The 23532-nt window shown below is 43.7% G+C and carries 7 protein-coding genes; 5 read left to right on the top strand and 2 right to left on the bottom strand.

Features of this window, described 5'->3' with window-relative positions; all coding sequences use genetic code 11:
* Window positions 1–69 precede the first annotated feature (69 nt).
* The 4 genes from R8O11_RS04225 (at window position 70) to R8O11_RS04210 (ending at window position 18438) form a co-directional block, all read left to right on the top strand.
* On the top strand, window positions 70–10032 hold the full coding sequence (locus R8O11_RS04225) for a tandem large repeat (RefSeq protein WP_318193944.1): 9963 nt from the start codon (window positions 70–72) through the stop codon (window positions 10030–10032).
* A 766-nt stretch (window positions 10033–10798) separates the two neighbouring features.
* The gene (locus R8O11_RS04220; RefSeq protein WP_203345345.1) at window positions 10799–12517 is read left to right on the top strand and encodes a hypothetical protein; all 1719 of its coding nucleotides are present in this window, start codon (window positions 10799–10801) and stop codon (window positions 12515–12517) included.
* Between the two features lies 1 nt (window position 12518).
* Window positions 12519–13754, top strand: coding sequence for a TolB family protein (locus R8O11_RS04215; RefSeq protein ID WP_054574686.1), 1236 nt, complete (start codon window positions 12519–12521; stop codon window positions 13752–13754).
* On the top strand, window positions 13747–18438 hold the full coding sequence (locus R8O11_RS04210) for an OmpA family protein (RefSeq protein ID WP_136976733.1): 4692 nt from the start codon (window positions 13747–13749) through the stop codon (window positions 18436–18438). The genes R8O11_RS04215 and R8O11_RS04210 overlap by 8 nt, the downstream gene beginning before the upstream one ends.
* 111 nt (window positions 18439–18549) lie before the next feature.
* On the opposite strand, the gene R8O11_RS04205 is transcribed toward R8O11_RS04210, so the two are convergent.
* Window positions 18550–20181, bottom strand: a complete 1632-nt coding sequence (locus tag R8O11_RS04205; protein ID WP_213899189.1) for a sigma-54-dependent Fis family transcriptional regulator — start codon at window positions 20179–20181, stop codon at window positions 18550–18552.
* Window positions 20168–22846: a type VI secretion system ATPase TssH gene (tssH, locus tag R8O11_RS04200; protein WP_318193971.1), complete on the bottom strand. Its 2679-nt coding sequence runs from the start codon at window positions 22844–22846 to the stop codon at window positions 20168–20170. The genes R8O11_RS04205 and tssH overlap by 14 nt, the downstream gene beginning before the upstream one ends.
* Before the next feature lie 515 nt (window positions 22847–23361).
* On the opposite strand from tssH, the gene R8O11_RS04195 reads away from it, so the two are divergent.
* A partial coding sequence (locus R8O11_RS04195; protein WP_318193970.1) for a transposase occupies window positions 23362–23532 on the top strand: 171 nt, incomplete at its 3' end.

Here is a 23532-nt window from a genome sequence, read left to right as displayed (position 1 = left end):
GTTAATGTCACGTTGAGAAAATATTTTTCAATAATATAATCTCGGGAAAATATATTTTGCCAAATTACTATGTTCGCTAAAAATACGCTGAAATTAACATTAGGTCTTACGCTTACATCTCTTTTATTGAGTGCATGTGGTGGTGGTGATGGAGGAGACAACACACCGCCAGCTAGAAGCAAAGGAAGCATTTCCGGTATGGTGTTTGACGCCCCAGTCAATGGCGCCAAGATAGAGGTTTTCGAGTTCAAAAATGGAAACTTAGGTCGGAAGTTGGCTAACACAACGTCTGATGCCTTCGGAAACTATCTGCTAGAGTTTGAATCTTCGTCAATGCCTCTTTTTGTTGTTGCAAAAGAGGGGAGTTATACCGATCCGTTTACAAATGAAACGGTATCTGTGAGTAATGCGAAGACACTTAAATTTGAAGGTGTTGTGAACTTTAAAGAGGGGAGTGAGCAAAAGTTAATGCTTACTCCGCTGTCGAACTTGGCAGCAGGCTTGGCAAAGTACAAAATTTCCCAGGGGGCCACAGATGAGAGTGCCTTTTCAACTGCTTTGGATAGTATCAATAGCATGTATGGTTTTGACGTAAATGAGACCAAACCTATTGATATTACCAAAGGTGGGCAAAGCAGTTTTGCTAGTACTGGGCATCAATACGGTGCTTTATTAACAGCATACTCGTCTTACTCTTACGATCTTATAAAAAAATACGGCAACAGCGATAACGTCTACACTTCGATGCACTTCGCTGACATCCAATATCGGGATGTTATTGCAGATGGTGTTCTTGATGGTCTTGAAGTGAGCAAGACTTCAGGAGCAGTGACTCCCCTCAGCTTTGGACAGAAAAAGATAAACAGCGACGTTTACACACGTGACTTATCTCAGCACGTTTTGATCGTGGTAAACGACCCAAGTATCAATATTTCAGGTACTGATGCTGCCGACTATGTCGACTTTAGTAAGAAGCTTAATGACTTAGGTACATATGGCAGTACAGATGGCGTCATTCCACCGCGAGATGGGACGGAGATTGATACCACAGCGCCTATCGTGACACGCATTGACCGTGATGTACTTGCAGGCACCGATAAAGTTGACCTAAAAATTGTTGATGATATCGGTGTAGAAGACGTATCCGCCTTTATTCAGTATCAGATTAATGGCTCTTGGTCTGGTGAATTTCAATGTAACGACATACAAGATTTTGGAAGCACATTCTGTTCGGTTGAATTTGATGATTTTGAAGTTGGCCTTCGAGAGACCAACGTTAAAGTTAACATTAATACCAAAGAGATCGATAGTGTAGATATAAACCCTGCCACTGGGCTCTCAAACGTAACAGCAGCACGGTTAGTCTTATATACAGCGGATGTACTGGGTAATGAGTTAATTCCAGGCAGCCATTCGGGTCTTCATATCAACTTTGAGTGGGATAACGATGCGCCTGTTATCGATATTACATCGGCGAGTGCAATTAATAACCAACTTAAAGAATACGTTCTGAAAGGGGTTGTAAAAGAAAGCTCGCAAGAGATTAGTTCGGTCAGTATTTCATTTAAAGATGGCTTACATGAGGGCGTCACATGTTCTCCTGTCACTGTAGAGTCTGGAAATGCTTGTGAGTTTAGTAAGGCTTACCCAACTGATGAATTCCTATCTACGACGGTCTTTGAGGTTCGAACGAGGGATAGCAAAGGCAATACGGGCTCTGCGCAGCATGCAGTAAGTCGTGACGATCAAGCGCCAGCACAGACGATAACCTATCCTGAAGGTACGTCAATGACGTACGTAAATGTGGGGTTAGATGGTGAACGAACCACTTACGATGGTATCTACTCTCAAGATACGTACACCCCAGACAATGTTCAAGCAAGCCGCGATTTCCTGAAGATTGACTATGCGTATGCAAGTTTAGGGATTCAGAGCTCATTAAAAGGGATAGATTTTAGTAACTTCAACGCTAATTTATTGAAAGAGAATAAAATCCCTTATGTTCGTGTGAAAGTATCAGACGTAAATACCGATACGGTTTTAGGCTCCAACGCTAATAAGCTTAAGCTCGTCGTCAAGTACTACGTAAGCCAAAACAACGATAACAACTACTCACTTCAGCAAGTTATTGATACAACGGCATCAGATGACGATTACATCGCAAAAATTCCGCACGAAACGCTGTTAGATAGCAATGGGCGAGTTGAGGATGTCATTTATTACATTCCATTTGTAAGAGATATTTTGGGTGACAGCTTTAAATCGGTATCAGAAAACAGTAGTCAAAAGTTAGTCATTCAAACCATCGATGAGTCTGATAACGAAAGCACTCCAAGAGAAGTATATTTTAGAAGTAGCTTTGACCTACCAACCATAAAAGTGGTGACACCATTTATTGGTGCGCGAGCTCAACTTGAAGGGTTGAGCCCACGTGGTGAATTCACTTCACTTGCAAGTTGTACCACTATCCAGCAACTGGAAAGTGACCAGTCCATGGCTCTTGACGTAGCGAGTTGTGAAACCACAACTGACGTAGTGAATTATGATTTCATGCGTGTTCGTTTAATTGGTATCGAAGGCAGTGAGCCATACTATTACCAATGGAAAAGAGATCCAGGGACCAAGAAAGTAACGGTTGACTTAAACAAGGCCAATATTGGTGTGTATTTTAAGCTCAAAGGTTCTCAAACTTACTATATTACTGAACTATCGACATATCAGACTGGTTTGTTTGATTTCCAGTGGGATCAAGTGACAGCGGGAGAGAAAACTTCAGAACGTGCGATTCAAATTCTTGATGAGGTGCGCTACGCGTTATCAGGTACGAATAACAACTCATTCTTTGGGTTTGACCCAACGGTTGTGTCTTATGCAACCAATGAAATGCTTGCGACTAAAGCGATTCCAGACAAGCCATCAAATGACTATCTACACCGATTCCTTGTTGAAGCAATTGATAGTATTGCCGAGAGAATGCCAAGAAATAACTCATTAGATTTTGCATCTGCTATTTACGATGATTTTAGCTACGATGGAAAAGCAAATGGTGTAGGGGCAGGAGGAAGTCAAGTTACGCTCGATTCTTACACGTTTGGCGCTGAAACTTACCGAAAAGATCTGGCGCAATCCTATTATAAAATCATGGCGAGCAAATACGGTATTGAGACCAATATCGCGCAGCTCTATGCTGATGATATTTCGATGGCTAATCCTGACTTAAATGGTAAGAACATTTTTGATACAGAGGGTAGCAGTATCGATACCTTGCCTCCGCAGCCAAAATTAACCATTGAAAGCGGTAGAGAGACGATGGTTGGTAATAGGCTTTATATCGCTGGCGAGGTTGTTTCTAAAATTGTCCTAGACGATCCTTCTGGTATTGTAGGAACCGACGCTTACGGTCCGAAGTTTAGCACGATGTGGTATCAAGCCAATGAGCCAAATATTGAAATACCACTGGACATCAACATCGTAGAAAACTCAGGCAGCAGCAATGCTTATCGAAAAGAGTACTTCTTCACCCTTAACTCCCAATCTAGTGAACTAAAAGACATTATAGAGTTTGCCGTGGAGACCAGTGCTATGGACCCACATGGCAATGCGTATGGTTATAATGGTAAATCTCCGTTTATAGAATCGGTGTTTATTGATAACGATTTCCCTAAGGCCAGTTACCTTCCACCCAATGATGTCGATGGTAAACCTGTAGAAAACGGTATTTATTTAAATGCGAACAATACTCATGAATTAACCTTCAAGGTTGAGGATATTGTTGGTGATAAGCTTGCCTCGAGGGGCCTTGTTTTCTACCAGCAAACCGGTGAAAAAGTAACATACACACCAGAAAACTTTGCAAGTAACTCGAAAGACGCGTTTAAAGTCAAACTATGTACGGGAGAGATTTGTTCAAATCAAGGCTCTACGATTTATCCTGGTGATGGAGATTGGTTAGTTGTTGCCGCAGCAGAGGACAACTTAGGTAACTCCGTTTCAGAGTTAACTAGCACCGCTCCGAGATTCAATATTCGTATCGACTCTGAAGCTCCTATTGTAAAAAGTGAGCAGGTTCAAAGCCGTTTAGGTGGTAATAACCAATGGACACCTGTCATTGATTGGGGGACGTTAAGCTCTGGCAATAACGTAAAAATAGATTTGCGCCGCGGATCTGGTCAGGCTCTGACATTAGAAAGCTGTGACCCTCTAACAGAGGAGTGTGACGTACCATACCTAGTTGGTGAACAGCCTGACGTCAAAGTCCAACTGGTTTCAAAAGCATTTGATTACGATGAATGGAATGAGTTTTACGTCACTGCGACGGACAACGCTTACCCTGCCAATGTTAGTACAACAGGGAAATTTACCTTCCAAGTCGATAACAAAGGCCCTGAAATCATCCTAAACACGCCTTGGGTTGAAGACACATTGTCTAAAGAGAACTATGTCATAGGGCGTGAGTTCAATGTGCGATTTAAATCCGTAATAGACGATTCAGACCTTGAGCAAGTCTCGCTGTATCAAAGTGGTAAAGATTCGCCAATTAAGACAATTGTGCCAACGGATTCATCTAAAGAGTTTGTCATGTCTCTTATCAAGAGTGACACAGATAAAATAGACATTTCTGAAGATGAAAAAACAACGTCATTGTATGTAAAAGCAACCGATATATATGGTTTTGAGTCTAGTTCTAACACGCACAAGGTTATTCTTGATCGTGATGGGCCAACATTAGGATTAAGTGGTTTCAATGCGAATGACTACTACTTAGGTAACTATGTCTTTGACCTAACGGCGCTAGACCTAAATGCTAACGGTGATGTTTCAATTAATGGCGTAAATCGAGAAAGCCTAGAGTATTGGACGTTTAGCGATCTGGAACCATTACCTGGCTCTCCCGGTACAAAAATCAATGAGGATCTCAAAGTGAGCCTTGGTGATTTAGGTACGGGTACACACAAGGTTCGTTTAAAAGGGTCTGATGTTCGTGGCAACACAACCTTAACCAGTGATGAGCAAGATTTTACCGTCAAAGTGTACAACTCAATCCCGCAGGTGACGCTGGCGATGAGTTACACGGATGGAACGCCAATTACAAACAACACCATCTATCAAGATGGAAATATCGTACTGACGCTTGATATTGTTGATGATAGTGGCGTTGATCGAATTGACTCAACTTATAGATTCTCTGGAGAGCAAAACGGGACTAACTTTACGTTCTCAGAAACCGCAGATGGCACTTGGACTGCAACGTTGCTTTCTACACAAATTGCCAAAGATGGTAATTATGAACTTGATATCAAAGTTTATAACAAAGTTCGTTACCTTGATGAAAAAGACCGAAAGGTTGGAAAAGTAAACCAAACCTTTAGCGTACAGCGTGAAGGCGTGGTTCTAACAGTTGAAAGCCCGCTGGACTTCCAAAATTACTTATCTGATGGTGTTCTTGATGTCACCTTTACTACATTGAGTGCGGTCAAAGCCAAAACGTTAGAGTGTTGGGTTCGTGAAGAATACAACTCTCTAGATGCGCCACCAACTAATGAGCAACCAACTTCTGGTGTTATCAACGTATCGCAAGAACCTTACAGTTGTAGTGTCAATGTTGGGCAAAACATGACCAAAGCACCTGTTACTTTGATCACTAAAACCTTGGGTACAAATGGGCGTGAAACGATCAACAAGTTCAATTTCTCGATGGTGGATATTGATGCACCGACAGTCGTAGATGGTAACTCATACAGTTTTAAAGGAAGTGATGTTTGGTTTGATGAAGCTTTGAAGAAGAAGATGCTCACATTTGAGCTCTCTTTTAATGATGCTTTATCAGGCGTGAATACCGAAAGTTCAGATGAATATCCAAAGTTGGTTCGTAATCTTGGCAACAAAGCTTATACACCAACGACTTGTGCCAAAGGTGTTGGAAATATCAAGTGTACGTATTCTGAATCCTATGCCGATATTATTGATGGCCTGAGTACAACTCAAGAATACAAAATCAAGAACTTATCTGATTTAGCAGGAAACTTGACGCCAGAGCACGATCTACTGCTTGAATTACCTAAAGGTTCGGTAGTCGTCGAAATTACTGATCCGGTTGGAAACACAACCATTAATGGTCAGCAGCTTGTCGCCAAATTCAGAATTAAGCTGTATGAAAACTCTAGACTAGACAATGTGATGGCCAGGTTTGGAACGGAATCCTACAACTATAAAGATAATCCGGAGAAGTTTGCACAATTAGAGGTGTGTGCAGATGATCCAACCTACAAGTGTTCAACATTTACAAGTGAACTTCCTAGCGATGCGGATGGAAAAACGATCAGGACAACGATTACCGCAACGGATGTATGGTCGAGAGTCGGTGAAGCGACCGTTGATATTAAAGTTGACAATACATCTCCAAGTGTTGGCGATGAGATTATCGTAACTGAATCGCCAACAAATCCAGATAACGTTCGTTTTCGTTTCGACATAACGGACACTGGTAGCAGCCTGGCAAAAGTAAACTATTCGGTTTTAAACCCAAGCTATCAAGAAGAAAGAGTAGAGGATGGGAACGGTTCATCTACGTACTTTGAACTATCAAAATCTCAGTTAGAGGGGCGTGGTTCAATCACGGTTGATATCAAAGCGACAGATAGCGTCGGACTGTATTCTGATATCAGAAAAGTCATTGATATTCGTGTTCCTAAAGTCACAGTTGATTTCGATGGAATTACGAGTTTGCAGGGTGGGAAACTGTTTTTAACCAAGGCGAGCCAGCCGTTTACGGTATCTACGGTGGAAGGAGAAAGAGTGAAAGCTTCACAATATTCTGTGGAGCTTATTCCAAGCCTCGGTGATTCCTTGCGTTACTCAGGTGACGTTATCTCATCTAGTGGTAATGGAATGATGAACTTTGCCGTCGATAACCAAGGGGCATATACCCTTAAGGTGACGGTGACGGACTCAGTTGGAAGAGAGAATACAAGCTTTGAATTACTAGGCAAAAGTTATGATGGACAAGTGATCGAGTCTATTGTTGATTATGACGCTCCAAGTATTTCTGGCTTAAGTGCTAATCAAATCTCTAAGGTGCCGACAAACGATAAGTATCAACTAGAAATTAGTGCATACATCACAGATAAAAATTTAAATCTCGTCACGTCAAAAGCGGTGAGTAGTGGCAGCACTGTGGCTCCTCAAGCGATTACTGAGCCGACAACCGAAGCGGGGCCCTATGTCATAAGCTATTTGTTACCGAAAGGCGATCATACGATCACGGTGGCAGCAACAGACAAAGTGGATAATAAGAACGAGAGTTCTATTGACGCACATGTGGAAGCTGCAACCGTTCCCGGGCTAAGTATATCTACTGCTTCAAGCGCCCCTCTTTTTGGAGGCGAAGAGATTACACTTACGTTTAACTTTACAGAAGAAGTTACTAACTTTGATATCTCAGATGTCCACCTTGTCGCTAGTGATAACGGTGCAACAGGAACGTTAAAGCAAGATACGTGGTCCACTTCAGACAACGTTACGTGGACGGTTAATTACATCAGTCCAGAAAAGCAAGATAAAAACATAACAATACAGGTAGAGGATGATAGCTACCAAAGTATCAACACCATTCCTGGAAAAGGAAGCAGTTTAAGTATCGCGGTTGAAGGAACCTTGCCAAAACTGACCAATGTGACATTTAACCCCGAGCATCAGAGTGTGGGTCAAAGCGTGAGTGTCTCGCTTGAGTTTGATAAAGAGATCCAAGAGGCGACCGCTACGCTTGGCGGCAATCGCATTAGTTCTCTATCAGCAACGGCAGATAAAAAGGTCTGGGTTGGTGATGTACAAGTTCCGAGCACCGCGCTGTTAAGTGTCGACTTGGTTGTTAGTCAATTTAAAGATTTGACTGGCAACGTAGGTGAGGATAACACCGCTCACGAATTGCCAATCACGCCAACCTTAGCTATTACGCCAGTGGGCAGTGTGGATGAAACGCATGCCGCCACGCTACAATTCGAAGGTACGTCGACACGTTTTGATGGCCAGTCCCTGCGTCTTGAAGTGAAAGCCCAAGGCGGCGCGACGGTATTGAAAAGCAGCAGCGCAACGGTACAAGCCGGTGGCACTTGGACCAGTGACGCAATGGATATGAGTCACCAAACCAACGGCACTTATACCGTGATGGTGACGGGGACGAACTCAGCGGGCATTGAAGTAAGTGAAAGCCAGAGTTTTACATTGGCGCAGTCTTTGCCAACGCTGACTAACGTGACGTTTACGCCTGAGCACCAAGCCATCGGCCAAAGCGTGACGGTAACGCTAGAATTCGATAAAGATCTGCAGTCCGCAGCGGCGGAGTTAGGTGGTACAACGATCACTTCATTAATGGCAACCGCGGACCCAAGTGTTTGGACTGGTGATGTGGTGGTACCAAGCACGTCAGAGATCAATGTGGCGTTGCTTGTTCGTGACTACCAAGACTTATCAGGGAATATCGGTAGTCAGAACACGGCTTACTCCATGCCGATAACGCCAACCTTAGCTATTACGCCAGTGGGTAATGTGGATGAAACGCATGCCGCCACGCTACAATTTGAAGGTACGTCGACACGCTTTGACGGTCAGTCCCTGCGTCTTGAAGTGAAAGCCCAAGGCAGCGCGACGGTATTGAAAAGCAGCAGCGCAACGGTACAAGCTGGTGGCACTTGGATCAGTGACGCAATGGACATGAGTCACCAAACCAATGGCACTTATACCGTGATGGTGACGGGGACGAACTCAGCGGGCATTGAAGTGAGTGAAAGCCAGAGCTTTACACTGGCGCAGTCTCTGCCAACGCTGACTAACGTGACGTATACGCCTGAGCACCAAGCCATCGGCCAAAGCGTGACGGTAACGCTGGAATTCGATAAAGATCTGCAATCCGCCGCGGCGGAGTTAGGTGGTACAACGATCACTTCATTAATGGCAACCGCGGACCCAAGTATTTGGACTGGTGATGTGGTGGTACCAAGCACGTCAGAGCTCAATGTGGCGTTGCTTGTTCGTGACTACCAAGATTTATCAGGGAATACCGGTAGTCAGAACACGGCTTACTCCATGCCGATCACGCCAACCTTAGCCATCACGCCAGTGGGTAATGTGGATGAAACGCATGCCGCCACGCTACAATTCGAAGGTACGTCAACACGTTTTGATGGTCAGTCCTTGCGTCTTGACGTTAAAGCCCAAGGCAGCGCGACGGTATTGAAAAGCAGCAGTGCGACGGTACAAGCCGGTGGCACTTGGACCAGTGACGCGATTGATATGAGTCATCAAACCAATGGCACTTACACCGTGATGGTAACGGGGACGAACTCAGCGGGTATTGAAGTGAGTGAAAGCCAGAGCTTTACACTCGTGCAGTCTCTGCCAACCTTGACTAACGTGACGTTTACGCCTGAGCACCAAGCCATCGGCCAAAGCGTGACGGTGACGCTGGAATTCGATAAAGCATTGCAAGGTGCTGTGGCGGAGTTAGGTGGCACGACGATCACTTCATTAGTGGCAACCGCGGACCCAAGTGTTTGGACTGGTGATGTGGTGGTACCAAGCACGTCAGAGCTGAATGTGGCGTTGCTTGTTCGTGACTACCAAGACTTATCAGGAAATACCGGTGGCCAGAACACGGCTTACTCCATGCCAATTACACCGACAATACACCTAGACGTTATCAACGATGTTACTGGAGTGGAAAGCGTGACAGTAAGTGGTAGCAGTGAACGGTTTGAAGATGGTGAGTTCATAGATATTAAAGCAGTCGACGCTGATGGTACAGAAGCCACAGGCATGGCTACCGTGCTTTCAGACTCATGGACAACTGATTTAGATCTTTCAGGACTGAAGGAGGGGGTAGTGACGATTTATGTAAATGGTACCAACAAGCTTTCCGCCTCTGCGGAAGAGGCTCAAGCAACATTTAACTATGATCGTTTCGCAAGTACAGCCTCCTTAGGTGCTGTTTACAACCGATATTTTAGTGAGAACAAAACTTTAAAAAATGCGGCATAAATAAAGCGAGCGTTTAGCTCGCTTTATTTCTTTGGGATTTTTTGTGATATTTATCAAAATAATTGCCTTTATTGATAAGTTACTCGAATTAATGAATCGTCTTAATACAAGGCTGAATAACTATAATAACTAGGCCAATGTTGCTTTTAGGTGTGTATGAAGTGATTGTGATGGTCGCTCGGCCGGTGCTGTGGTGAATGTGTCGCGTTGAAAATCTTTTTAAATATTATATATTTACGCTAGTTTCTATACTCTGAGTATAGTGTTCTGCATGAGGTCGATGGGTAATACCTCGCCTCTTTAACTCGCGATGAAGCAAATTTAATCCTAGCAAGCTTCAGAGCAGTTACTTTTGTGAGTGCGTAATGCGCTCACCTTTTTATTTAAACTTCCTCAGTAACAGTCAATTTGTTGTTTGTTGCTGAGGAGGGCACCTCATAAACTTCTGAATTTCCTCGTGCTTACCTGAAGCGCACGTTACTACGATTTTTGTTAACTTCAGTCCATAAATTAAATTTTTTAGATAGTAAGATTTTACCATTTTGACAGAGTGGGTGATGTTACTGGCTTTTATAGTGGTCAAATCGCATGTTTTGATAGCAAAAATGACCATTTTTTTGGTGTTTTTGATTTCGGGAGATTTTTCTATCTCGTTGAAAATAAATGGCTAAGTAAGTAGGATACGCAGACCAAATCGTACTTGTAAGCCTTATCAGCTTAATTGTCACCGCAGCCATATTTACGATGTTGGTTGTGGAGAATTCAAATGCATTTAGTTTGCAAATTTATACCTAGCTCGAAGCTATCCTCCAACGAGCTATCTTATGTTCTTACACCGGACGAGTGTATAGGACAGCTTTCGCGTTTGCGAAATTCAGATGACATCCTTAGAAACCTCCCTAAAGAATTGGCGCAAAAGATTTCCATCTCTGCCAAAAAAACGACCAGCGCATTGCTAGCTGCGATAAGAATCGAATTGGGGAAAGGCAATTGGGTGTCATTATCTACCGTTGCTCGTCGTTCGCCATTGACGGACTCTCAGCTGCAAAGCTTCCCTAGACTTAAATCACTCGTTGACTTTGTATCAGCTTCGAATGAAAGCAAAGCTTTTAAAGCAGGATACAAGCAGGTTACCGACGATGTTGCTTTAGTTCGTAGTTACACCCATGTCCCCTCTGAGCCAAGCCCAGATCAAAAAATCGTTGTCGAGTTTGCAGGGCAGTGGTCTAGCAACGCGGCATGTTTGATGTTGGGAAAAACCGAAGCTCAAAAAGAAAAAGTGACTGTAGGCAAGGCTGATACAGAAAACAAACACCGCAGCCTCGCGACGTTTAAAGATCTCGATGCTGAAGGTAAAACGCTTTATATCAAAATTCCTTGCTCCGACCAGCCTCAGCCAATCTTGCTTAAACTCGCCGAAGACCTGCAACCCGTTGATAAAGAAACTCAGATGGATGAGTGGGACAACGTGTTGGTGCCAGTAGTTCCAGTTCATAAGAGTGATTCAGGGTATGTATCTATCGATCGCGGTTATATTTATGTCGTTTGGCAATCAGAAGTTTGGCGAGAAATCCAAGTTCAAAACGACGGACGCTTTTCTGATGTCGATCTATTACTCTACCAAAGCACTAAGTCCTCGCCTCAAAGATCAGTCGATATTAGCTTATATGACGAAGACTCCGAAGCATTTCTGTCAGGGGAAGCGTTTCAGTTGTACCAAGACGGTAAAAAAGTCTTTGAGGGTGTGTTGGACGAATATGCTTGCGCCCGTGTTTTTGGTCTTACTGCAGAAGAAGTTGAGGTAGTGGTTGCGGGTTGGCCCAACGAAGGCGAAACATACACAGAATTACTTCAAACCGAATTGAGTCCATTTAAGGCTGGAAGTAAAACAAAGAGAGAGCCTCTTGGTGTTCCTTTGCCTCATATTTGGCTTCCATACAAAATAAACGGTAGCGTACAAAGTGATGTTGCTCTCTTCTATTCTCGGACTCAACTCAATACTCAGCAACTCAATGAATTAAAGAGTGGAAATAATGAAAAAGCGGTTAAAGTTAACCTCAGTGATTATTCTTCCGCTCACAACTTTGATGCGAGCTCTGAACCTGTGATTTCGCTGCCGAATCTAGATACTCAAGCGCCAAGCAAATCAGATTACAATATCATCAGCCAAAACGAGCAAGGTGTTGCTGCCGCTGTTGTTAACTCACCAAGTGAAGGCATTGTAATCACATATAAAAGTAACCCTCAGTGCGATCAACCGGATGATTTTTTCCAACTGGCGTGTGTTGATGAAACATGGAGCCAAAAGATTTTTTTGCGCGAGGCTGAGTTTGTGGATGAGTATTGTAAAGAAGTCGTGTTTAGCGGTTGGTTACCAGAAGTTAAAAGGGTCAATCTCACTCGTCATTGCCGATCTCATAACTCAGATAAAACGGTCTTAATGTCAGTTATTTATCAAGACATTGAACTCACGGAACTATTATAAAATGAAACGAACAACGTTAAGTATCACGCTTCTTTCGACAGTTATGTTATTAAATGGCTGTGGTGAAGAAAGTAATCAAACTTCGAATACGGTAACAACACAATCCGTAGAAAAAGAACCTACTCAGAAGGCTTGTTACGATGTCGGTGAAACAACGTCACTCGATCGCATAGATGTAACCGGACCACGCTGCCAATGGCAAAGTGAGCACAACTTTATTGTTTACTCTGAAGATCTGTCCAAGCCTGAATACCCAGGTACACTTCCCGTAAAACCAGGCTATGCTGTTCGCAGAGCAAAAGAGTGGCCTCGTGAAGACTTGTCTGATGCGAGCTCTTATGACAAACCTCGAATTCAGTTTTGGTGGAATAATGTCAGCTCACGAGACCCTCTCGTAAACGATTACGAAAATGGCTACAAAATTTGGAGCGTGAAAATTGATGGGACAGATTTACGTTTAGTTACGGATGATATGCCAAGTATGGCGTCACCTCAGACCTTTGTGACGAGCCGTTCCCCTAATAATCGTTATGTGGCATACGCATACAGTTATGGCGAGCCTCTGATAAAAGCGATCTTTGACTTAAAAACGCAACAGACCATTCAGTTGGGCAGTGCGCGCACCAAGCCATATTTAGTCTGGGCGGACGACTCTAGTTACATCTATTTCTCAGATGGTTTTAAGCGTTTTAAATACACACTAGCTACGGGAACCAAAGAAGAGGTAGATGTACCGTTGTCTGAAGATACGGTCATTGTAGATGGCAAGTTAATCAATGCCGCGGGCTTGGGGGTGGGAGTTTATGACGCCAAGACACTCAAACGCTTATACACGATTTTACCTGAAAAAGAGTTTGAAGACTCCGTCGATATTGAAAAGCGTATCTACCGCCAAATTGCCATCAGCCCTAATGGAAAATACGTGTGGGCAGTAAACTCGTACCGTAAAGTGTTGATCAACGTTGAAGAAAAAACGTGGCTTGCGTTTTCTAAGGAAGGCGATGAAAAGAACGTTTATGCTAAAGTGGGCAATATCAGTAACAACGGTAATGAAACACAAAGAGGAGCAGCAATAATAACCATAAGACGTTATGGGCCAGATCTCCGTTATGAAATGAATGGAAATGGTGCTCAGTCATGGAAGGTGATTCAATCTGGTCAAAACACGATAACACCAGTGTTATATAATGCCGATGCTAATTATGGACGCTTTCTGGAGGTAGATAACGATGAGTAATAACTTTAAGTATTTACCAACAGATGTCTATTTGTTCGGTGTCGATTTTCCTAATATTGGGGATGCACAGAACCCTCAATATAGAGCGATTAATATCGAAAAAGATCTGACCTCATTAGAAGAGTTGAAAAATATCCGCCCTATGTCACGTCTTCCTATTGCCATAAATTTAGGTGAGGAAAGCGCTGCTCTTTGGGCGACAGACGATTTAGGCCGTTTACATGTACTCGGTGATTCAACGCAGAAAAACCCAAAAACCAACGTCAATCAGGTTTTGGCACTGCGTTCGCCCGTACATGAACTAACACAGAAGACGTATAAGCTGTCTTTTCCTGAATGGTCAATGCTTACAGAGTTGGCGATTGGTGCGCAGAGTAAGGCTCGCCCAATCAAAAAGGCGTGCGCAGACCTCGCTTCTATCTTAGAAAAGCTAAAGGGGTATGGCGGTGATCAAACGCTTAACTCGCTAGAAAAAAAAGTGGAATATGCTGTTACAGAAGTAAAGCGTTCACAGCTCGCACCAAAATATGAAGTAGGTACTCAAGCGCTAACTGATGAGCAAGTTACATATAACAAATGGTATGACTCTGTACCTGAAGATAAGCCCATTCGTGGTTTTATCGTGCCAACTTTTTCATTTCTCGCTGTAGCGTTTTCAACCGATGATTATGACCTCGCTATTGTTGATGTAAAGCGTTTCGACGAGACAACGAGTACACATAAAAGCTTACAAGAAGAGGACACTGTAACGCAGGCTAAACTTGATAAAATCAGCGGTTCGCATCGTCCAATCGCGTTGTTTCCGTTGGCGTCAGAGGATTTTACTGATGGCATGTACACCATTGAAGTGGTTTTCGACCGAGAGTTAGCAGGTAAAATTCCCGAATTTGCCCAGAATGCCACTAATGTAACCAAAGAGTATGATGAGTTTGGACTTATCTCCAGAGTCACCTACGAGCTACGAGAGTACATCACGCTTAGCCAAACGACACCGTTTGGTAAGATCGCGGTTGTTGCGGGCGACATGATCTCACTTGAAGAGTCTTTGGTATACCAATTTCCTACGCAGTTTAAAGCTCTACAAGCCTTCCGAATGGGAGAGCTTGAAAAACTAGAGAATAGCGGAACGACTGCCAGTATGAGTGCTGCGCTGTGGGAGATTGGTACAAAAGTTACGCCAAGTTTGGTTAATGCTGGCATTAATATTCATCAAAATCCCTCCAGTAAACACGACGTGGTTGGAAGTTTAGCAAACACGTTTTGGGGGCAAGTAGATAAGGGCGCATTACCTCCAGCCATGATTTCGGCATTGGAGTTTTCATTTGGGGTATCGGCTACCGCAGCAGCTTACCAAACTCTTCAAGATTTACGCCAAGCGGCATCGGAATCCGAGCGTGCAGCACAAGTGGGCTTAAAAGTGCTCCTCAAAGAGAAGGGGTTTGACAAAAGTAAGTTCTTTACCAAGGTGATTGAACCTGCGAGAAATGGTAATGCCCACGTTGTGGCGGGGAGTGCTGCTAGAACGTGGTTGACAGGTAACGGCAGTATCAAAAGCTTTTTGTCGCCCTTTGCTGGTGCAGGGCTCAATGCAATCAACACCTTCTATGAGATAAAAGCGATCACTGACAAAAGCGAGCAATTACGCTTAGCAGAAGAGAAAGCTAAACTCAGGAAAAGTTATTTTGAGCAGGTATCACGCGATTATCTGAACTGGGTACCTGTCTGGAAAGAAAGTCTGAAGAGCGGGGAATTACTACTTAAGCAAATCATAGATAAGTTAGGCGACAATGTAACGTTTACTGACAGCATTCCTAATGACGTTGCTGAAGACAGTGCAATGTTTGTTAAAGACCATAAAGGTGCCGGTTTACGTTTGGTTTTTCCTTTTGATAACAACCAGGTTCAAGCCCCTCACTTGTCATATTTGGCTGCTGTCGATAAAGAATTATCTAAGATTCCAAATGCCGTTGTTGAAATCGAAGGGCATGCCTGTCAAAACGGTGATTCAGAATATAACCAAAACCTTTCGCAGCAGCGAGCGCAGCATGTTGCTGAGTTTTTTTCTTCAGTTAGTGACATTCGATTTTTTGGCGAACGTCGACCGATAGTCGAGGTACCAAACAACGAAATCAAACGCGAAAACGCGCAACTTAATATTAACCGACGTGTTGAGGTTCGAATCTACCTACAAGAGTTTGCGGCGAGAATTCCACCGAGTCGACTCGGCTTTAAGGCTATGGAGCAAGCGCGTTTAGCTCAGTTAAATGCGAACTTGGGAGAAGAAGCAATTGCAAAAGAGCTCAAGCTAGCTATCTTCGAGATGATCGTTGGTATGGCTTGCTATGCTCCGATAATAGGGCAGGCAGCAAGAGGCTTTTTCGTTGTCAAAGAAGGCGGAAAAATGCTGATGAGTGGTGCCCAGTTGCTTGACTCTGCACTCTTTGATTATTACTTGTCTTCTTACAACGAGGTTAGAAAAAGCGTATCTGCAATTGAACAACTTAGCCATGAAACCACAGAGATTATTGATTCATTGGCTGAGATTAATACGCAATTGACTGAGGTGTATTTTACGTCATCAGATGCGTTAGTTGAGCACTTAGGAAAAGCTACGGGTGCAAAGGAGCTGATTAAGCGCTATCAACGCCGTGCACTTGCTATTAATGGTTTGGTGCTTTTGATTCAAAGAGCTTGTGCTGAGGGCGAACAAGAGTTCACAGAACAGTGGCGAATATTAGCTATCGATGAATACATTCAGCGATATATTGAAACCGATGGTTGGATATTAAACACAGAGTTAAAAGAAAACTTGTGCAACTTGTGGATCCAAGAACTCATGCGTCGTGAGGGACGCAAGCAATTAGTTGAAAGTTACGGTGAAGAAATAGCTGAACAAATCATTACTCGTAACAAAGCCAACTATATTGCTCCAAAAAGGAAAGACGTTTCTGGGGCGTTTAATGTCGCGTTTCCAGTGCAAGACAAGCTCTATAATCGCGATCAACAACGAGGCTTAGTGGAGTTTGCGACACAGTTTAATGTTGAGTCTAAAAAATTATCAGAAGAGGACCTAGGGTTCGTTAGGTTATTAGTCTCTGAGCCTCATGACAACTCTAAATGGGTCACCTTTGATGAGTGGGAGAAGGTACGATTAAAAGCAAATAAAAAGGTGCGATTATCGCCTTTCCACCGTTTGAAGTGGCAAATGGTGTTAGGCAAACAAAGTCTGAAACAGATGACGTCAAATGTGTTTCAGTGTGAGATGTCTTATCAGCGCACTGACGGTTTACTTAATACCAGTGGACCTAAGTTTAATTTGATGTTCAAGCCGATGAAACACGAGGAATTTAGTGTAGATCCCAAAGGTGAGTTGGCCGAATTTTTTGAGGCGGAAAAAGCAGACGGCAAAGTCCTTATTGGTTGTGAGTTTGAACCGTATTTTTACTTTGGCGATGATGTCTTCTCTGGAGTGAAGCCTTTGATCGCTAAGCACGATTTAGTCGATTATAGCGGATACTTATCTCAAGTTGCTCTCGGTCCGATTTTTGGGCAGGTGATAAAAATTGACTCCCAACAAGATGTACTCAAAGAATATGTAAACAGCGGTGGCTTCAAAAATATGACCTATGAGTTCACTCTATCTGGAAGCAACTATAAGCTACCAGTACGAGTGGACAAGACAGTCGGACGATTTATTACGTCACCTAGACAGATTCCTGTAGGAGTCGATACAAACCATAACTATACACTCTCTGCTAAATCGGGCTTTATTGCGAACGGAAATAGTGTGTCAGAGAAAGATTTGTTAACGCTAGATTTTGTCTTACATAGTAAAGTTCATAAAGGCCCGACAAAGCCTGTTATCGATGACATTAAGCACAGTGCGATTGCGGTCAACTACGGAAATAAACGACAGTTTATGAACGAAGACAGTATGTTCACTACTGCTGATGAGCTCAAAGGTTTTGATTGGACTTCGAATAAGTCATTCGCTATGGAAGTTATGCTTATTGGTGGCAAGCACAGAAAAGAGTCGTATGAGGGACAAAACCTCGAATGGCAAAGTGTTCCAGTTTCACTAAAGCTATCTACTACTTTTGATAATGAAGCCGTATTCGGATCTGAAACTACCGCTGGTCCTGAGTATCTAAGTAACCTTACTTATATTGGGATACTAAAGAAAGACGGTTCTAAATGGACGCTAGATGACAGCGATGTGATTAACAAAAATATAGACGCAGATTTTGTCTCTGAGGCTCTATCCAACATAGACATGGATGAAGATTTCGATGGTAAGGTGGTCTACGCGTCTCGTTTCGAGTTCGCATTTAAAGCGCTGAACGGGCAAGAAATCAAGGGGCTTCGACCATTTGGACCCGTTGTCTCGACATCTGGTCGATTCCAAGAAGCAGTTCTAAAGGTGTCCTCTCTAGTACAACGTAATACAGCGGAAAAAACGCCGTTTAAACTTGAAAGCTTTGAGATGTCGTTGGGCAGGCAGTACAAAAATGTAGATGAGTTATCTTATTTTTCTGATTGTGAAGACCCAAGCTATAAAGTTGATAAAGATATGTACATCAACTGGGCAAAACTGAAACCTGAAGAGCGTACAGAACGTTTGGTAACTTGGATTAGAGACCCATACTTAGCAACTATCATTGAAGCGTCGATTCTCAATAAATAAAAAAACCGCCTTCGGGCGGTTTTTCTTTTCTTATCAATGGAAACTGAAGTAAGATTTCTCGCTTCTCGCTTCTCGCTTCTCGCTTCTCGCTTCTCGCTTCTCGCTTCTCGCTTAACCCGCTGCAGAAATATCGTATTTCTTCATCTTATGGTTGAGAGTGCTCATTGGAAGCGCCAATTGCTCAGCGGCCTTCTTGGTGTGCCAATTGCAAGCATTTAAGCAATCGATGATTACTGTACGCTCGTATTGGCTGACAACGTCCTTAAGGCTCTTTGAAACGTCTTCTAAATCCGCTTGTGCTTGCTGCTCGTAAGTAGGTTGCTCTGGGGTAGATGAAGCTGCTTTCATGTCGATACTTGGCACACTTTCTGGGATTTGTTCGCCAAACTCGATGTGAGTAATAGTTTCAAAATCGGACAGTAGCACCGAGCGCTCAATGATGTTCTTAAGCTCACGCACGTTCCCTGGGTATTGGTAGGCAAGGAGCTGTTTACGTACGTTGGCACTTAACCCTGGTGCTTGCGGCAAACCTAGCGTGTTGGTGGTGTGTTGCACGAAATGTTCGGCAAGGGGAATAATGTCTGACTTGCGAGCTCTCAATGGTGGTAATGTAATAGGGAACACATTCAAACGATAGAACAAATCGGCACGGAATCCGCCATCTTTGATTTGCTGCATAAGATTACAGTGGGTTGCGGCGATAACGCGAACGTCCACTTCAATCTCTTTGCTAGTGCCGATTGGGCGAACTTTACGTTCCTGTAGCACACGCAGCAATTTTGCTTGCAGTAGCATTGGCATATCGCCAATTTCATCTAGGAAAAGCGTGCCGCCGTTGGCTGCTTCAAACAAACCGACTTTGTCTTTGTCCGCGCCCGTGAATGAACCTTTCTTATGCCCAAACAGTTCAGACTCTAACAACTGTTCGGGAATTGCCGCACAGTTTTGTACGATCAAAGGCTGTTCTGAACGGTTAGAGTTTTCGTGAATGTATTTCGCGATCACCTCTTTACCTGCGCCCGTTTCACCACGCAACAGAACGTCGACAGGAAGAGATAGCACCTTATCAAGACGATTCAAGACATTGAGCATTTCTTCGCTCTCTGCAATAGGACCTTGATAGGCTTTCTGAGTACGTTTTTTGAGCTGAGTATTCTCGCGCACTAGGGCTTGATTGTCTGCATTGAGATTTTTAATCACTTGCCCGTATTGCTCTAACCACACAGCTTGGCGAATATTACTCGCGGCCATACGACAAAACTCAGTCAATGCAGCTTCATTGTCGATAACACTTAAATCGAGCAAGACCAAGAGTCCAATGGTCTTACTTTCGCTATCAATCAAAGGCCACGCCAGCAAGTTCTCGCTTTTTAGCCCTAGCGTCTGCTCAGTTTGATAGATGCTGTCACAGTCATAACCGTTGTACTTATACAACTCGTTAATCAATACCACTTCACCATTGCGAATGGCAAAGTTAAATGGATCGTTCTCACTAGCGGAATCAATCTGCAATGCCTCCCAAGGGTGGGAAACAATCGTTTTATCGTTATGGTGAGCGGTACTTGGAATCAACGCCTGGCCAGTCTGGTCCAAAACATAAATGATGCCGTGCTTTGCGAGGGTCATTTGTCTCGCAGCGGTCAACACAGCATCCAAGGTTTGGGTAAGCTGGCTGCGATCAGCCAAAGACTGACTGATCGCAAGTAGGGCGTTACTAAGTTCGCTATGGTTAGCTGAACGCATAGGTTAGTGTTCCTTGCTCATCGACAGACACTTCGATTTGCGTATGTGAATCATCCTTGTCATGCACTAGTAGCTGAGTCGAGAGCTGAGGCAGTAACTGACGGTTGATAACCGCGTCGATGTTACGCGCGCCCGTTTCAGCAAGGCGACAGTTACCTAGTACGAACTCAACCAAGCTGTCTTCGTAGCTCAGAGACAGCTTGTGATGGCTCTGTAGACGCTGAGAAACTTTGTTCAACTTGTGGTGAATAATTTCTGTCATTGCTTCATCAGACAGCGGAACAAATGGCAGTACCGACATACGTGCCAACAGCGCCGGTTTGAAGTGTTGGTTTAAAGTAGGGCGGATAGCTTCTGCGATGATGTTTGCATCGATGTCTTTTGATTGATGAACCAAAGATTCGATCTCGTGCGTTGCAAGGTTACTGGTCATGATGATCAGCGTGTTCTTGAAGTCGATGGTGCGGCCTTCGCCGTCGTTCAGCGTACCTTTGTCGAAAACTTGGTAGAACAAGTTCAACACTTCTGGGTCGGCTTTTTCTACTTCATCAAGAAGTACAACAGAATATGGACGCTGACGTACCGCTTCTGTCAGCATGCCGCCTTCACCGTAACCTACGTAACCTGGAGGTGAACCGATTAGGCGAGATACCGTGTGCTTCTCTTGGAACTCAGACATGTTAATGGTCGTCATAAAGCGCTCACCACCAAACATTTGATCAGCGATCGCACGAGCCGTTTCGGTTTTACCCACGCCACTTGGGCCAACCAGCAGGAATACGCCTGTTGGTGCGTCTGCGTTGCCTAAGCCTGCTTTCGCAGTTTGAATGCCTTCAGACAGTGCATCGATAGCGTATTCTTGGCCTTTGATGCTTTGTGTTAGGCTTTCTTTCAGTTTTAGCGTGGTTTCTGCTTCGTCTTGAAGCATCTTACCCATAGGAATGCCAGTCCAGTCCGAGATGACGTGGCTAACTTCATCTGGGCCCACTTCAAAGTGAACCAGTGGGTTGCCATTGCGGATTACATCTAGCTGCTCTTGGCAGGCCGAAATGGCAATGCGAACGGCTTCTTCATCCATTTCTGCATATGGAGAGACGTCTTGCTCTTGTTCTGAATCTTCGTCTGCAACAAGCTCTTCTTCATTTGTTTCGCCAAAGACCAGTTCATGTAAGCGAGAGCGTAGAGCAATCATCTCTTGGATCTGCTCTTTTTCTTTGTGCCATTGCGCTTCTTGTTCTGCTAGCTCTTCTTTCGTTGTTTCCATTGCCAGTTTTAGGTCTGGAATGTTAGCAAGGCTGTGCTTGTCGCCAGTTTGCTGCAGAGCATCACGCTCAAGTGCTTCAAGCTCGCGCTGTTGAGCTGCAAGTTCTTGTTGCAGAGTCTCAACAGAAGCAGGAATGGCATTAAGGCTGATGTTCACTCGTGCACACGCCGTATCTAGTACATCGATCGCTTTGTCTGGCAGTTGACGACCAGAGATGTAACGAGCAGAAAGTGCTGCCGCAGCAGTGATAGCATCGTCACGCACGTAAACGTTATGTGACTTCTCGTATGCTGGGCGCAGACCACGAATGATCAATGCTGCTTGCTCAGGAGACGGTTCGTCGAGTTTCACCAATTGGAAACGACGCGCAAGAGCAGGATCTTTCTCGAAGTACTTCTTGTATTCCGACCATGTTGTCGCAGCGATGGTTTTCACTTCACCACGCGCTAGGGCTGGTTTTAGCAAGTTTGCCGCGTCGCTGCCGCCCGCTTGGTTACCACCGCCAACAAGGGTGTGTGCTTCATCGATGAAAAGAATGATAGGGGTTGGCGAGTTTTTCACTTCATCCAATACTGCGTTTAGGCGTTTTTCGAATTCGCCTTTTACGCTTGCACCAGCTTGCAGAAGACCCATGTCCAGGCCGTAAAGCTCAACACCTTTGAGGTTGTCTGGTACGTCACCTTGTACAATCTTAAGTGCCAAGCCTTCTACTACTGCGGTTTTACCAACGCCCGGTTCACCAACAGCAATAGGGTTGTTTTTACGGCGACGAGCAAGAATGTCCACGATTTGGCGGATTTCTTGGTCGCGGCAGAAAACAGGGTCGATTTCGCCTTTGCGTGCTTTACCAGTGAAGTCGGTTGTGAACTTGCTCAGTGCTGAACCATCTTCACGAGCTTGTGTTTTTTCTGAAGTAGCAACTTGCGCCTCAATAGAGTGGCTTGTTAGCTCTGCAAAGTTACGCTTAAGGCTGTCAGGGTTTACCGCTTCAAGGATAGAGGCGTAACCATGTTGGCCGTAACGGAGAGGGTTGCTAACAAGAGTAAGGAGCAGGGCACCAGAGCGGATTTGTGTTTCGGATAGATCTAAAGAAGAAACCAGCCAACTTTCTTGCAACCATTCGATTAATAAAGCAGAAAAAACAGGTTTGCTGCCATTTCCTTTAGCGTTGGTGTCGAGTGTGGATCGAACCGATTGTCTTAATAAGTTCTCAGAACAATCAAAATGACTCAATAAGACGTCAAAATCACTATTTGGCCTTTCTAATAGACTCAGTAAATAATGCTCAATTTGAACTTCGTTTGCTTTTTCAGAGACTGCAAGTGCAGCGGCGTCTTCTAATGCTACTTTTGCAATCGGGTGTAGACGCTGAATTAATGAAGAAAGGTTTATATTTATCATAGCCATTTTATTCTTTAGAGGAAAAGAGGTAGCGGCTATTATACTAAAAGTAATTGCGTTCTTTTTTTATCAAGATATTTTGACTATCGTTTGTTGGTTATTTTTAATGATTATTGTGACATTAATGTTTGTGGTTATTTTAATGGCGTTGTTATTCTAAATTAATTGATAGTAAAAGTGTCGGATTTATTAGTTTTAATGACTTTATTTACACGGTTTTATATGGTTATTTTCACTTTTTAAAGTTAGAACAATTTATTATTATCTTAATCCAACTTTTTGGTTTTTTATCCAATAAATTGTACTCAATATATTAGTGAACAATGCCTGTAATTACTTAAGTTGTTGTTTTTGTTTGATTTTTAAAGTTGGCACGGACTTTGATTATACCAACTAGTCGCGGTGATAAGCGATTTGGTGATTTAAACAAAACAGAGGCTTTGTTGCTTAAATCGATGGAACTAAATCAAGAAGCTACGATCTGATCGGCTACACCCATTAATCGTCGTAGCCTCATGCCTAAACCTCGTTACAAAACAACTAACTGGACGCAGTACAACAAAGCCTTAATAAACCGTGGTTCTCTGACCTTTTGGATTGATGAGGAAACGATAGCCGAGTGGAAGCAAAACAAACAAGGCAAGCGCGGCAGACCTCGCCAATTCAGCGACTTAGCCATTACTACT

The organism is Vibrio sp. 1288, from assembly GCF_033344475.1.
The sequence above is the reverse complement of the archived record's forward strand: the minus strand, read 5'-3'. Positions and strand labels throughout refer to the sequence as shown.

Bases quoted from the DNA above. Each gene is read 5' to 3' on its own strand.
- R8O11_RS04225 (WP_318193944.1), top strand. From the start codon at position 70: ATGTTCGCTAAAAATACGCTGAAATTAACATTAGGTCTTACGCTTACA.
- R8O11_RS04220 (WP_203345345.1), top strand. From the start codon at position 10,799: ATGCATTTAGTTTGCAAATTTATACCTAGCTCGAAGCTATCCTCCAAC.
- R8O11_RS04215 (WP_054574686.1), top strand. From the start codon at position 12,519: ATGAAACGAACAACGTTAAGTATCACGCTTCTTTCGACAGTTATGTTA.
- R8O11_RS04210 (WP_136976733.1), top strand. From the start codon at position 13,747: ATGAGTAATAACTTTAAGTATTTACCAACAGATGTCTATTTGTTCGGT.
- R8O11_RS04205 (WP_213899189.1), bottom strand. From the start codon at position 20,181: ATGCGTTCAGCTAACCATAGCGAACTTAGTAACGCCCTACTTGCGATC.
- tssH (WP_318193971.1), bottom strand. From the start codon at position 22,846: ATGATAAATATAAACCTTTCTTCATTAATTCAGCGTCTACACCCGATT.